Here is a 13,740-nt window from a genome sequence, read left to right on the forward strand (position 1 = left end):
TTTAGCATACACAGGTCTACATAAGACTCGTTTATCCCTCAATCCATGTGGTCATCTTTTCAATATCAAAGCGAGAAGTTGGATGTGCCTCTTTTGCTGCCTTGCCGAGGGCAATTAGCATAACCGGTGTATAGCGCTTATCGATGTTAAACTCTTCTACTAACTGCACCGGATTAAAACCACCCATCGGACAGGTATCCCACCCTTTTGCTTTTGCGATCAACATAAATTGCATCGCTGCCAAAGATGCATTAAGAATAGCGGAATTACGAGCGGTTCCTTCCATTTGATAAGCTCCGTTAATGTTGCCTAAGAGGGCATTATATGCTTCTTCCGTCATAAAACCCCCTTCTAATATTGGTCTAAAAATAGCTTCCGCATTTTTGTTCGCTTCTAAGTCTCCCAAGATTGCAATGACTGCTGAGGCATCTTTTACTTGAGGCTGATTAAACGCGATCGGTAAAAGCTTCTGTTTTACTTCTTCCCCTTTAAAAACCATAAAATGCCAATGTTGCAAGTTCCATGATGACGGTGCGGTCGTCGCTTCCTTTAACATCTCACTCAGTTCTTCCTTTGAAATGTCCGCATCTTTTTGATACAACTTGACCGATTTCCGGTCATGCATCACTTTTAATAGCTCGTTATATGTATCCATATTTTAAAAACCCTCCTCGGTTCTTCTCAAAATGATACAGTATGTATCCCCTAAAACCCAACCTCTATTCTACCCTAAGTAACAACTTTCACTCAAACAAAAACCACCCTTTATTAGAGAACAGAAAGCAAAACTACTATTTTTTGGTGGTACGTGTTATGCTCATATAAAGATTATAGGCTCTATATTTTAAAGAATCTCTATATAGAAGAGGTAGAATCATTATACTTTAGTGTGGAGGTATCCAATATGATTGAAATACGCAATGTTAGCAAAACATATCGCGGCTCCAAACACCGCTCCGTCGATTCTTTATCTCTTACCATACAACCAGGGGAAATCTTTGGCTTCCTCGGCCCCAATGGAGCTGGAAAGACAACAACCATCAGAATGATGACTGGGATCTTAACACCGGATGAAGGAGATATTCAGATAGCAGGATACTCCATCAGGAAGAATGCTGTAGAGGCCAAACGATATATCGGCTATGTCCCTGATTCTCCTGAGCCATATGATCGGCTCACCGGCATGGAGTATATCAACTTTATCGCTGATATCTACCATGTAACAGTAGAAGAGCGCAAACAGCGACTTCCTCAACTATTACAAAAATTTCGTATGGAAGATGCAGTCCACCATTTTATCCATAGTTACTCACGTGGCATGAAACAAAAAGTCACCCTCATCGCCACCCTCCTTCATCAACCTCAACTATGGATTTTAGATGAGCCGATGGTGGGACTAGATCCTCAGGCAGCGCTCACACTTAAAGAGATGATGCGCCAGTATCGCGCTCTCCAACACTCCGTCTTTATCTCCACTCATGTGCTCGAAGTTGCCGAAAAACTGTGCGATCGCATCGGAATAATTGATAAAGGGCGCCTTATCGCTGTCGGTACCTTAAATGAATTACAACAAGGACAAGGCAATATGATTGAAGACCACGCCACATTAGAGCAGTTATTTATTCAACTTACAAACGATGACTCTATCGCAGGATGATCTATTCCCTCATCTACTCGTGACTCATTAAGCAAAGGAGTATGGCTGACATGTCCACCTTTATCCCCTTACTTAAACATACTTTACGCAATCAATACCCACTCCGCTATATAAAGTACCGCCTCTTCACGAAGAAAAACTTCACTGCTGAAGCTCTTTCTGGAATTTCCATTATTTTCTTTATTCTCATGTCACAACTTTTTATCATTCCACTCTCACTTACCCTCTACACATGGCTCGCTGCTATTAATCAGGAAGAAGCTATGCTGAGTGGAATCGTCGTTCTCCACCAAATAACTACGTTCTGTCTTGCTCTACTCTTCGTATATAACAGTTTATACCATAATAAAAACCATGATTCTTATTTAAGCATGCCTGTCTCTCCCCTTCAAGTGCTAGGCGTGAAATTTGTTGGGATGTGGCTTCATGAAATCACCAGTCTACTACCTTTCTTCCTTCCTCCACTCCTCATTTATGGAATATTAAGTGATAGCGGATGGAGCTACTTTATCACCATGGGCATCGTTTATCTGCTATTGCCGCTTTTCCCTCTTGCGTTAGCTGCTTCTATAATTATGTTTCTCATGCGAATCATTCCATTTCAACGTATAGGCACCTGGGCCGCAGTTCTTACTCCTATTCTGGCCATGGGCGTCTATCTCGCTTTCTTTCAACATTCACCAAACACCAACGGTATCGGAGCGTCGTCCATTGGGCAATGGCTAACAAATGAACATCATCTTGTCACCCTACTTGGAGAGTGGTTTCCTCCGAGTTTATGGGCTGCCACTGCACTTTCCAATCCATCGTTAGCCGCTCTTCCCGCCTGGGGAGGATGGATACTTTTTCAAATTTCATCTGTATTTCTCTATCTTAAGCTAGGACATTTTTTTTACATACCCAGTCTGAGGCGTAATCATGAGTCATCTCCACAACCACGCAAACCAAAAGCAGAGAAGCAAACACATCAATCGATGCTCTCTCCTACCTTCTCTCTCTTTTGGAGGGAATGGAAAATGTATTATCGCACGCCCGTTTTTCTAGTCAATACGCTTTTAATGCCATTTATGTTATTTGCATTTATGGTTCTCCCGCAACTACGAAAGCCAACCGATCTCCCTCAAGCCCCCAGTGAGTGGGAGTGGGCAACCTGGATCATTACTGTCATAATGGTCTACCTAACAAGTGTAAATGGCGCATCTTACTCTGCAGTATCCAGGGAAGGACCTTTTTTTACGTTCACCAGATCACTACCCATTTCAGGGAAAGAGTGGATCCAAGCGAAGTGGCTTCATCTCATGATTCTAAATAGCAGCTTTATCACCATTACCTTGTTGGTAATTACACTCTTTCTCGGTGCATCCCCTGTCGACATCGTTTGGATCTGGCTCCTCTCTCTACTCAGTGGGGCGCTCTCAACACATTTAGGGATTTTTATTGATCTTTCCTCCCCCAAATTGGACTGGATCAATCCTAAAGATGCTACCAATAAAAATTTCAACGGTCTAACGATGATGATCCTAACCACCATCATACTCATCGTTTTCGGATCACTGGTTGGGTTGTTATACTGGCTCCTTCTTCCAGCATGGGTTGTTAAGAGTACCTCTATCCTCCTCCTCATTGCAATAAACTATGGCTTTTGGAGAGGGTTACTTCAACAAGCAGAAAGAGCCTTTACTCGCATAGAAAGATAGACCCAACGTAGAGGAGCCAATTCTGTGATTGCTCCTCTACGTTTTCACTTCAAACCCCTTTAGCACCCGCTCCACTCTACGTGTATGAATCGTCAAATCACTCACACGCGCTAAGAGTGGACCTTTCCTCATTCGTCGCAAAAAGCGGTCTACCTTCTCCTGCTCCCCCTGCACAAAAATCTCCACTGTCCCTTCAGGTAGATTACGCACCCAGCCCTTCACCCCTAATTGGCGTGCCACTCTAACAGTATATTTACGAAAGCCCACCCCTTGCACTTTCCCATGCACAATAATATGATAACCGATCACAACCTTCATCCCCTCCTCTTATGCTAGTCTTTTTCTTCTTCATTCATAACAGTAAATCCTATGCATCTATTTCCCACTCTCGTTCCAACAAAACCCCATTCTCCCCTACTAACACCTTCTCAAAATAGGATAGGCCTTTGGCCTTTACAGCTCATCTGTTTTAAATCTCTATATAAAAACTCGCTTCGCCACTTTCTAAACAACTGTATGTTGATACGAAATCAAAGGAAATTCCGCTTAAAATAAGTCAAGCGTTGTAGTAAAGATACAAACATGTTTTTAGTAATTGAATATAGTAATTGTATCGCAAATGACAAAAAGAGAGTAGAGAGCATTCTGAAATGAGTGTCCCCTCCCCTACCATATGGACCCCTATAGCAATCATGTACCTTTAATTAAACGGAGGTGAAGCCATATGCTACCACACAAATGAAGAGGAATCATTTACCCCTTTTTCGGTCGACAGCGACGCAGAATTTCTCTTTCTTTATACTTGATATTTTTACCTCTACTCTTCCTAAGCGTATTATTCGATCAGAGCGAAGACCCCGCTACCTTTTATCTATCATCTTCTTCTCTAAATGATATTTCTCTGATTCCCCCACACATCTCTTCCTCTTCGCCTCCGCTCTTACTCTATTCGGCTCCCTTTCCCATACTCCCCGCCTTTACGTCAGATGACCAGCGCCGTCTGACAAACGCTCAAACTAACCAGTTCCCATACAGTGCTGTCGTCCTCCTCCGCCTTCAAAATAACCAGGGAGAATGGTACTCTTGCTCCGGATGGTATATCGACTCCAATTCAATTGTCACCGCCGCCCATTGCGTCTATGATACCTATGAAAATGAATATTTCCGCATCGCTCTCATCATACCGGCAACTGATCAAGAGCAACCACCTTGCGAGATAGAGTATAGCCGCCAATTTTATGTTACCCGCTCTTGGCAAGCAGCTCAGCCTCAAGAGCCGGGGAAAGTCCCTTATGAAGCTGTGGCAGAAGATTATGCCATCATTAATGTAGCAACCTCACATCCGAGTTGGCTAGCCATTACTAGCCCCATTCCGAACGCCCCCTTGTTCACTGCCGGTTACCCCGCCGCACTAAAAAAGGAGCGCATGGTTACTAACTCCGGGCAACTGATGGTGATAAATCGTATGAATCAAATTATTCATCACAATGCCTATGTAGGCAACGGAATGAGTGGTGGGCCCATCTTGATATACACAGATTCCACTTGGAAAGTTGTTAGTATTAACAGCACGAGAAGATGGGGTCCACTTTTAGATAGCTGGGCTATCAACACCCTTTTAGAATGGGCCCAAAAAAACGACCAAAAAAAGTAGCCTATCCACCATGTAGGGCTACCTTTTCTCTATCGCCACCTCCCATTATTAGCTCTCTTTACTCACTACCTAATTCTCATCTCCTCGTGGAGCAACAGGACCGACCGGTCCAGGCGGAGCGATAGGACCGGGTGGAGAAACAGGGGCAGGCAGAAGTGGGCCCACCACGGGTCCAGGACCAATATTGGGGACAGTAGGTGGATCTCTAAGGAAATCTCCCGGAGAATCTGTCGATTTGCTTACCACATTTAAGGTTGTTCCTATGTTTAATGAACCTGCATCACTCACCGAACTTATGCTCAAGGAGAACACCATTACACGAAACACACGCTACACCGCTTTATCTCGGAAGGTAGACCTTCACTACATGTAATAGGATGTGACATCACCATATTGAGCATCATCCTCTCCTATTCTATATATATCACCTATTTCACAAAAAATCCCCCATCCTCCATCAGCCTAGCATACAATTTTTCTGATGTAGTATAAACACCTCTTCCCTCTTCACCTTACAGTGCGTATAGTATCGTAACATCAGTGGAGAAAAGGGTGATCTCAATGCCAAGTCTCTCAAGGGATATCCAAGAGCTTTTAAGGCAAATGAATGACTTGATCAAACAGAGCATTTGGTTACAATCTGTAGGAGCCAAAGTGGCCACTTTAGGTGAAAGCAAACTATCCTCTTCTTCATCTAGAGAAAAAAAGGATGGAGATATCCTTATTACTTTGGGTCATTCTATCCAATACACCGCCCATGCTATTCAAACCGTGCTACTTAAGGAACATCGTAAGCTTTCCCAACAGAGTGAGCATATTGATTTACATGCTCTAGAATCATGGTTACAATACGTACGCAAACTTTTTCATTCAATCAGTAAAAAAAGATCATAATTCCATCCACACATCCTTTTTGTTGTCCAGGCTTTTTATAGGCTCATTATGATAAAATAAACCTATAACACAGCAAATCGGAGGGATATCCATGAATTTTCAAGTAGATAGCTGGTCCCAACTCTCAACTGAAACCTTGGCAACCACACTTGGAATCGAACTAAAGCTAATCGAAGACGAAAAGGTCATCATGACCATGCCTGTAGGTCCAAATACTCGTCAACCGATGGGCATTTTACACGGAGGTGCCTCTGTCGCACTAGCAGAAACCGCCGCTAGCATCGGCGGATACAACCTTGCTCAAAAACAAGGGAAAGTTGCTGTTGGACAAGAGATCAATGCCAATCATCTCCGTCCCAAGTTGGAAGGAATCGTTACCGCCACAGCTACACTCATACACAGCGGACGCAAGTCGATGGTATGGGAAATACATATCACAGATGAACAGGAAAAACTAATCTGCATCTCCCGCTGTACACTTGCCGTGATTGATCCAATGTAATACTTTCTTCTCTACCACTAGCGGAGCGATCCCCCAACTTCCCTTTGCATTCCATTAACCTTACGGAGGCGTTACCATGAATAAAAAAACTCGGCAAATCATTCCATTAAGACGCTATCTTGGTGTGCGCGCAGCGCATGCTCCTTCTTACTCTGCTGACGATCAAACTCTCTATTTCCTCAGTAACTTAACAGGATTTTCGCAAGTGTGGAGCAAATCACCTGCCAATCCATGGCCACAGCAGATTACCTTTTTTCTCGATCGTGTGCTGGGAGTACATGCCTCACCCAGAGGAGAGTATATCTGCGTAAGTGCAGATCAAGGTGGGAATGAGCGGGCCCAATTGTTCCTCATGAATACTGAAGGGTCAGAGAATAAAAACCTTACTCAAGACCCCCATCACATCTATCACTTTGGGGCATGGTCTCCAGATGGACTCCAATTTACATACAGCAGTAATAAACGTGACGGGCAACATTTCGACCTCTATCTCTATGATGTGCATACGGACTCCCACCGCACACTCTTTACAAGCGATCATACCAATTATGCCAGTCGTTTTAGTCCCGATCAGCGCTATATTCTCTTTTCACGCTCCCATACCAATATGACCAATGACCTCTTCCTTCTCGATCTGACGAGCGGCAAGCATGAACGAATCACTTCTTTTGCCGAAAATGATACACAGTATCGTATGCCACATTTCTCCCCTGACGGTGATTTGCTCTATCTACTCTCCAACCGCAACAGTCAATTTCTCCGTGTCGCTGCTTACCACTTACAGACAAAACAGTGGGTATGGCTTACAGACGATCAGTGGGATGCCGAACACTTATCCCTTTCACGCAATGGTCAGTACCTCGCTTTTGCCGTTAACGAAGGAGGCACTTCACGCCTTCATATTATTAACTGTGAAACTTCGAAACGGATCACGCTTCCTTCCACCCCAGCAGGTGTAATCTCGGAACTTACATGGAATCACCAAAGTAATTCATTAGCCTTTACTCTCAGTAGCCCAAGTCATGCGACAGAGATATGGACAATCCAGATGAATGGAAACCAGTTAGAGCGGGCCACATACGCTTCCATCTCTGGCGTCCCTGCAAGTACTTATATCGAGCCGGAACTCATTCATTATCCCTCTTTCGATGGACTGGAGATCCCTGCTTTTTATTATCGACCCTCTCATGTCAAGGGGCCTTATCCTGTTCTCGTATATGTTCATGGCGGTCCAGAGTCACAAAGTCGCAACGGCTTTAATAGCCTCCTTCAATACTTCCTCCAGCTGGGGATGGCAATCCTTGTACCTAACGTGCGAGGGAGTTCGGGATACGGACGTACCTACGTCCACCTCGATGATGTAAGAAAGCGTATGGACTCTGTCGCTGATCTTAATGCAGGCGTCGATTGGCTCATTTCTAAAGGAAACGCTAATCGAGATGCGATTGCTGTGATGGGCGGAAGTTATGGTGGCTTCATGGTTCTCGCCGCCCTAACCCACTATCCCGAACGCTGGGCTGCGGGAGTAGATGTTGTCGGTATTTCCAATTTCCGCACCTTTATTCAAAATACCAGTTCGTATCGCCGCCATCTGCGCGAATCAGAGTACGGCAGTATCGAAAAAGATGGTCAGTTTTTCGATCAAATTTCACCAATCCATCACGTAGACCGCATCCAAGCTCCACTCTTTGTCATTCACGGAGCCAATGATCCTCGTGTCCCTGTAGCAGAAGCAGAGCAAATCGTCACTTCCCTCAAGGAAAGGAAGATGCCCGTCCAATATCTGCGCTTTGAAGATGAAGGACATGGTCTCGCAAAGTATAAAAACCGCCTCGAAGCATACACCCAAGTAGCAGACTTCCTACAAGAATGGGTAATAAACAAGGTGTAAGAAGTATGTAACAAGCCCTCATCCAGATGGATGAGGGCTACTCTTAATTAGAGATATCTTTATATCATTTCTCGGGAAATGCTTTTAGGGAACAATATTTCTCCTCTATCCCAGTAACGATAAAGCATTCCTAGTTAAACATCATATTCCGATCAACCCTTTAGAGTTATCGATAATAAACTGACGGATCGTCGCTTCTGCTTTTTCCACCGTCGCTAACTGATCAGCGGTAAACGCAAAACGCCCCTTCTTCTCATCTAAATCCAACTTATCCGCCAGATAGCCTTCTAAGCCCGCCGTGCGCTTATCCAACTCAAAAAATCCTTCTATACGGCTTTGAGTCGCCCCTGGTTGAAAATTGAACACAATCTCATCATACTTCCCTTTCAACCACTCCGTCGGATAAAACTGAATGATTTGCGCTGAGCCATGTCGACGACCCGTATATCCTTCCCCGATATGACGAAAACCGAGACGTGTGAAACCATCCATAAAGTTTTTCAACAATCCAGCGGGCAGTACGTTGATATAGTCACGGTCTTTCGCATCCATACCTTTCTCAATCTCCAAATTGGTCAGAAAATAATACTTCGTGTTAATAGATGAGACGGGTAAATATTCTGGGCAGATGAAAGAAAAAGGGAACGTTTGTTCTTCTGAAGCTTGCACAGTAAATGGGCTTTTTACGATCGGAATCGTATCCACCCGTTCATCCACATTCATCACCTGATCTCCCATAGAGAAATGAGACTGTACACAAAAATGAACAGATAAATATTCCATGCGCTGTTCCACTTCTCCACCCTGAAGTCTTATTTCTCCTGTGACCTCTTCACCCATCGTGACATGATCTTGATCCAACACGAGATCAATTTTAGCCGCGCCAATTCCGAGTGATGCTAGCATCGTTTTAAACATATGTGATGCTCCTCTCCCCTTTATACCATAATCATAGCATATCTATACGGAAAATTCTAACGTCTATGGTCATTTCTTTTTGTAATACTCCATCCATATAGCTTTAATCTACAACTTATAGGTCGATATAGTCTCCGAGTGAGAATAGATAAAGGAAGTCATAGAGGAAGGCTCGACCGAAAGTTTACCGTATTGAGGAGGACTCTCATGGACAGATGGAGAACCAAACAGCATATCTGGAACAGAAAAGAACAGAGTAAGAAAAGGGGATTAAATAATGCTTAGAAACATGAGAGCAATCACTTTCTCATCACTTTTGCTGTCACTAGCTATCTTTAGCATCTTCACGCTTACTCAGCATCCCAACATGGAATACAATCTTGCACGAATTCAGGTAGAGAGTAACGCTCTTACACTCCAACTGATAAAGTATTACTTAGGAGCGTTTATATCTGTGTTCTCTGTCTTAATTATTTTTTCGTTCTTCCGAAACAAGTTTTGGGGACTTCCTCAAAAATGATCGGTGAAAAAAGAGATTACCTTATGATAAGAATGAAGCGAACATTGTATCACACAATGACCACCACGACCGCTTTGAACTAATAATTGTTAATGACGGTCTACTTAGAAGAGCAGATTCCACTGAAGAAAAAGTTGTTCTAGGAGAAATAAGCAAATAATTTACACTAATATTTTCTAATTTTTATTTCCGTCATAAAAAACCCTTTCCTTCGGAAAAGGCAGAGTGTGGAGAAACCGATCATTTTCTCCACACTCTTTCACTTTATATAGATGAAAAGGCATTATCTATATCGTCTATTCAAATCAAAAAGTTCTCCCAACCACCTAGTTCATACGAGCTAGGTGGTTGGCAATCTTCTTGATGTTCTGCGCAGTCGCTGTCATCAGCGCCTGCTCCTCGACATTTTCCCGTCCTCGCAACCGGCAATAGCGAAGCCCATGCAGTTCTTTTCCATCTGCAAAGCTTCGCTCAATAGTCTCTTTTCTTTTTTTGTAAAGGAGCTTGCCCTCGGATGAAAGCCGATTCGTTCGCACCTTTTCTTTATGCTCTTCCCATACGTGGCGCGTCAGGACCTTTTGATGGTTCCTTGAACGTGTACACGATGTGAGTAGAGAACACGTGGAACAATTCTTTGGATCCGATTTGTATTGACGGTACCCTTGACGATCGGTTGTACTATACGCGAGTGTCTGTCTATTTGGACACAAATACGTATCGTTCGTTTCATCATATTGAAATTTCCATTTGGGCATGAGTCCTTTAGTGGGTGAATACCGACGATGTCCGATGACTCCAAAGATATTCCGATCACTCAACCCTTTACAAATGGGATTGGTAAGATAGCCTGCATCTAAAGCTACTGCTTCAACCTCAAATTGAAATCGTTGTTTTTGACGGTCTAACCGCTCGAGGTAGGGGATAGAATCATGCACATTTCCTGCCGTCACATGGACATCGGTAATGATGTTGTATTTGATATCTGTCGTGCGATGATCGAGATAGAAAAACCCTTCAGGTTTCCCTTCTCGATACATATAGCCACTCTCAGGATCTGTCGAACTCACCTTCACTTCCTTTGTCTCCTTCACCTCCTCCTTTTCTTTTAATGGCTTTTTTCCGTGATCCTTCCGATCCTCTTCGATGGCCTGATTTAGTTCTTCTAGGTAGGCACGAGTCTGTCCTTTTACCCTCTCTTTTTTAAACTTTCGTTTGTTCGCGTTGGCTTTTAGGTGGGTCGAATCCGTCATCAACACCCGTCCACCCACCATGCGGTGATTCATGGCTTGCAGGACAATCTCATCAAAGATCTCTTGGAAAATGGAGGTTCCTTTAAAGCGAGTTCGACGATTCCAGCTGATCGTGGAATGATCAGGAACCGGATCCGTCAAATGTAATCCTAAAAACCAACGATAAGCTACATTTACACGAACCTCTCGTTCCAATTGTCTCTCCGAACGAATGCCATAGAGATAACCGATGAACATCATTTTGAATAGAACGATAGGATCGATGGAGGGGCGGCCATTATTTTCACAATAAAGAGGGCGAACCTTCTCCGTGATAAATGAAAAATCGATATATTGGTCGATCTTGCGGAGAAGATGATCCTGGGGAACAAGCTCCTCTATGCAAACAAATTCCATCTCAGACTGAGTGTGATTCGTTGAACGTAGCATCCGATTCTTCCTCTCTTCTTCTATGTATATCTCTATACTATTTCACTTGGAATAAACATGAAAGGGGTAAAAAACAGGCTGTCGAGACTTTCTCGACAGCCTGCCCTTTCCTTCGGAAAAGGGTTTTTTATTTAAAGAAAAATTCTTGATATCACTTAAATAGAAGAAGGAACAGACATCCGCGCCAGCACTTTTACGACATGCTCCAGTTCCTCCTCCGTGTGCGTCGCCATCAATGAGAAGCGGAGGCGTGCTCTACCTGCTGGTACGGTTGGGGGGCGAATTGCCACTGCCAGGATGCCTTCGTCGATGAGCTGCTGACTTACTTTCATTGCTCGTTCACTCGACCCAATCAGTAGCGGTATGATTTGGGTTGTGGAACCAGCTGTTTCCCACCCTCGCTCGCGCAAATGCGTACGAAACCAGTCAGCTTTTTGTTTCAGCATGCAGCGCCTTTCCTCCGCACTTCTGACCACTTCCAACGCAGCTGCTATCGTACCAATCGTAGCAGGTGGTAAGGCGGTTGTATATATAAATGAGCGAGCGGAATTGATCAGATAGTCGATCCACACCCTCTCTCCTGCTACGTATGCACCATAAGCGCCAAATGCTTTACTGAAGGTGCCCATCAAAAGATCTACTTCATCTGCTACACCATAGTGGTGAGCTAAACCAGCACCTTCCGCTCCCCACACCCCACTTGCATGCGCTTCATCCAATATTAATGCTGCTCCATATTTCTTTTTTAGTTCAATGAGTTGTAACAGAGGTGCTTCATCCCCATCCATGCTGAAAACCGAATCGCTGACGATCAGCTTGTGTTGGATACCTCTTGTCTCCGCATCTACTAGCTGCTGCTCTAATTGTCCCATATCCCGGTGACGATAACGGTATCGCTCAGCATGAGATAGGCGAATACCATCAATGATACTCGCATGGTTTAGTTCGTCACTAAACACGGCATCTCCACGACGCAGCAACGAAGATAATACCCCAATATTAGCTAAGAAACCACTGCCAAAAAGGAGCGCCGCCTCTTTTCCTTTCCAGGCGGCAATCTCCTTTTCCAAATTTACAGTCGCCTCATCCGTCCCCACAATCAAGCGCGATGCAGTACTGCTTCCACCACGTTCCAATGCTTGGCGAGCCCCATCTTGTACTTCTTTTAAACCTGCAAACCCTAGATAGTTGTTGGAGGATAGATTGATTAGCTTCTTCCCATTGCGGGTGAGTGCTGAACCAACCGCTCCTTCAACGGGATGTAGTTGACGATAACACCCCGCTGTTTCAATCCGTTGTAACCTCTTCTTTAGCTCGTTCTCCCACAGGTTCACAACGCACATTCCTCGATCTCAAAGCCGAGGTCAGCGATCATCTGATGATCAGCTTCTGCTTGTTGCCCCTCTGTCGTAAGGTAGTCCCCGATAAATGTGGCGTTGGCGGCATAAAAGGCGAGTGGTTGAAGTGTACGCAGATTAACTTCTCTTCCCCCTGATACGCGGATCTCTTTCGTAGGGTTAATAAAGCGGAAGAGTGCAAGAATTTTTAGGCAGCGACGAGGATTTAACTCCTCTACTCCTTCTAGTGGGGTACCCGGAATCGCATGCAAAAAATTAACCGGAATCGAGTCTGCATCCAGATCACGCAACGATTCAGCAATATCAACAATTTGCTCATCCGATTCGCCCATGCCTACTATACAACCAGAGCACGGAGAAATCCCTGCTCCCTTTGCCTTTTTTACTGTATTTACACGATCATCATAAGTATGGGTGTGTGTAATTTTATCATGATGGTCAGCACTGGTATTTAAGTTATGGTTGTAGCGATCTACGCCTGCTTCTTTTAATTTTTGCGCTTGTTCCTCATTAAGGATACCGAGACAGGCACATATTTTAAGAGGTAACTCTGATTTAATCTCCTTTACTGCTTCTACTACTTGCTCCACTTCACGCCGGCTCGGGCCCCGACCACTTGCTACGATACAATACGTACCTGCTTTTCGTTCCCAGGCGGCATGTGCGCCTGCAACCAACGTTTCTTTATCTAAAAAGCGATACTTTTGAATGGGAGCATCGGACACGATTGACTGGGAGCAGTATCCACAATCTTCTGGGCAAAGACCACTCTTTGCATTAATAATCATATTTAGCTTTACTTTTTTACCAAAATAGTGATGGCGTATTTTAAATGCCGCTTGCAATAGTGTAAGTAATTCTTCATCCTCTACTGCCAACAAGGACAACGCTTCTGTTCGTGTTAAGCTTTCTCCCGCCAATACCTGGTCTGCAAGCTGTTCCCATCGCACCGATGTAATCGCTTTCATTT

General features: G+C 44.1%; 13 protein-coding genes. 6 read left to right on the forward strand and 7 right to left on the reverse strand.

All coding sequences use genetic code 11. The annotated features are described in order from the left end of the window. Positions 1-31: 31 nt before the first annotated feature. Positions 32-655, reverse strand: coding sequence for a nitroreductase family protein (locus tag NXZ84_RS10775; RefSeq protein WP_258840258.1), 624 nt, complete (start codon positions 653-655; stop codon positions 32-34). A gap of 249 nt (positions 656-904) precedes the next feature. On the opposite strand from NXZ84_RS10775, the gene NXZ84_RS10780 reads away from it, so the two are divergent. Then, positions 905-1,657 (forward strand): ABC transporter ATP-binding protein, encoded by a 753-nt coding sequence (locus NXZ84_RS10780; protein ID WP_258840259.1) that lies wholly within the window; start codon positions 905-907, stop codon positions 1,655-1,657. Positions 1,658-1,707: 50 nt separating this feature from the next. After that, positions 1,708-3,354, forward strand: coding sequence for a putative ABC transporter permease subunit (locus NXZ84_RS10785; RefSeq protein WP_258840260.1), 1,647 nt, complete (start codon positions 1,708-1,710; stop codon positions 3,352-3,354). 36 nt (positions 3,355-3,390) lie between these two features. On the opposite strand, the gene NXZ84_RS10790 is transcribed toward NXZ84_RS10785, so the two are convergent. Continuing rightward, the gene (locus tag NXZ84_RS10790; protein WP_258840261.1) at positions 3,391-3,672 is read right to left on the reverse strand and encodes an acylphosphatase; all 282 of its coding nucleotides are present in this window, start codon (positions 3,670-3,672) and stop codon (positions 3,391-3,393) included. A gap of 484 nt (positions 3,673-4,156) precedes the next feature. Here NXZ84_RS10790 and NXZ84_RS10795 point away from each other — a divergent pair, with 484 nt between their 5' ends. Further along, positions 4,157-5,008: a trypsin-like serine peptidase gene (locus NXZ84_RS10795; protein ID WP_258840262.1), complete on the forward strand. Its 852-nt coding sequence runs from the start codon at positions 4,157-4,159 to the stop codon at positions 5,006-5,008. Between the two features lie 69 nt (positions 5,009-5,077). Here NXZ84_RS10795 and NXZ84_RS10800 read toward each other — a convergent pair whose 3' ends face one another. Beyond that, positions 5,078-5,311, reverse strand: a complete 234-nt coding sequence (locus NXZ84_RS10800; protein WP_258840263.1) for a hypothetical protein — start codon at positions 5,309-5,311, stop codon at positions 5,078-5,080. Positions 5,312-5,611: 300 nt separating this feature from the next. Here NXZ84_RS10800 and NXZ84_RS10805 point away from each other — a divergent pair, with 300 nt between their 5' ends. From NXZ84_RS10805 to NXZ84_RS10815, 3 genes are all read left to right on the forward strand, one after another. Next, positions 5,612-5,902, forward strand: coding sequence for a hypothetical protein (locus tag NXZ84_RS10805; protein ID WP_258840264.1), 291 nt, complete (start codon positions 5,612-5,614; stop codon positions 5,900-5,902). Between the two features lie 91 nt (positions 5,903-5,993). Continuing rightward, complete coding sequence (locus NXZ84_RS10810; RefSeq protein WP_258840265.1) at positions 5,994-6,404, forward strand: PaaI family thioesterase; 411 nt, start codon at positions 5,994-5,996, stop codon at positions 6,402-6,404. A 76-nt stretch (positions 6,405-6,480) separates the two neighbouring features. Further along, the gene (locus tag NXZ84_RS10815; RefSeq protein WP_258840266.1) at positions 6,481-8,295 is read left to right on the forward strand and encodes a S9 family peptidase; all 1,815 of its coding nucleotides are present in this window, start codon (positions 6,481-6,483) and stop codon (positions 8,293-8,295) included. Between the two features lie 141 nt (positions 8,296-8,436). On the opposite strand, the gene NXZ84_RS10820 is transcribed toward NXZ84_RS10815, so the two are convergent. The 4 genes from NXZ84_RS10820 to bioB form a co-directional block, all read right to left on the reverse strand. Next, the gene (locus tag NXZ84_RS10820) at positions 8,437-9,213 is read right to left on the reverse strand and encodes a sporulation protein (RefSeq protein ID WP_258840267.1); all 777 of its coding nucleotides are present in this window, start codon (positions 9,211-9,213) and stop codon (positions 8,437-8,439) included. Between the two features lie 846 nt (positions 9,214-10,059). Beyond that, positions 10,060-11,412, reverse strand: coding sequence for an IS1182 family transposase (locus NXZ84_RS10825; protein WP_258840268.1), 1,353 nt, complete (start codon positions 11,410-11,412; stop codon positions 10,060-10,062). Positions 11,413-11,567: 155 nt separating this feature from the next. Beyond that, the gene (gene bioF, locus NXZ84_RS10830; protein WP_396654019.1) at positions 11,568-12,746 is read right to left on the reverse strand and encodes an 8-amino-7-oxononanoate synthase; all 1,179 of its coding nucleotides are present in this window, start codon (positions 12,744-12,746) and stop codon (positions 11,568-11,570) included. Further along, positions 12,743-13,738, reverse strand: a complete 996-nt coding sequence (gene bioB / locus NXZ84_RS10835; protein WP_258840399.1) for a biotin synthase BioB — start codon at positions 13,736-13,738, stop codon at positions 12,743-12,745. Before bioB ends, bioF begins: the two co-directional genes overlap by 4 nt. Between the last annotated feature and the right edge of the window lie 2 nt (positions 13,739-13,740).

The sequence above is a fragment of the Mechercharimyces sp. CAU 1602 genome (genome assembly GCF_024753565.1).
In the GTDB taxonomy this organism is placed as follows: domain Bacteria; phylum Bacillota; class Bacilli; order Thermoactinomycetales; family JANTPT01; genus Mechercharimyces.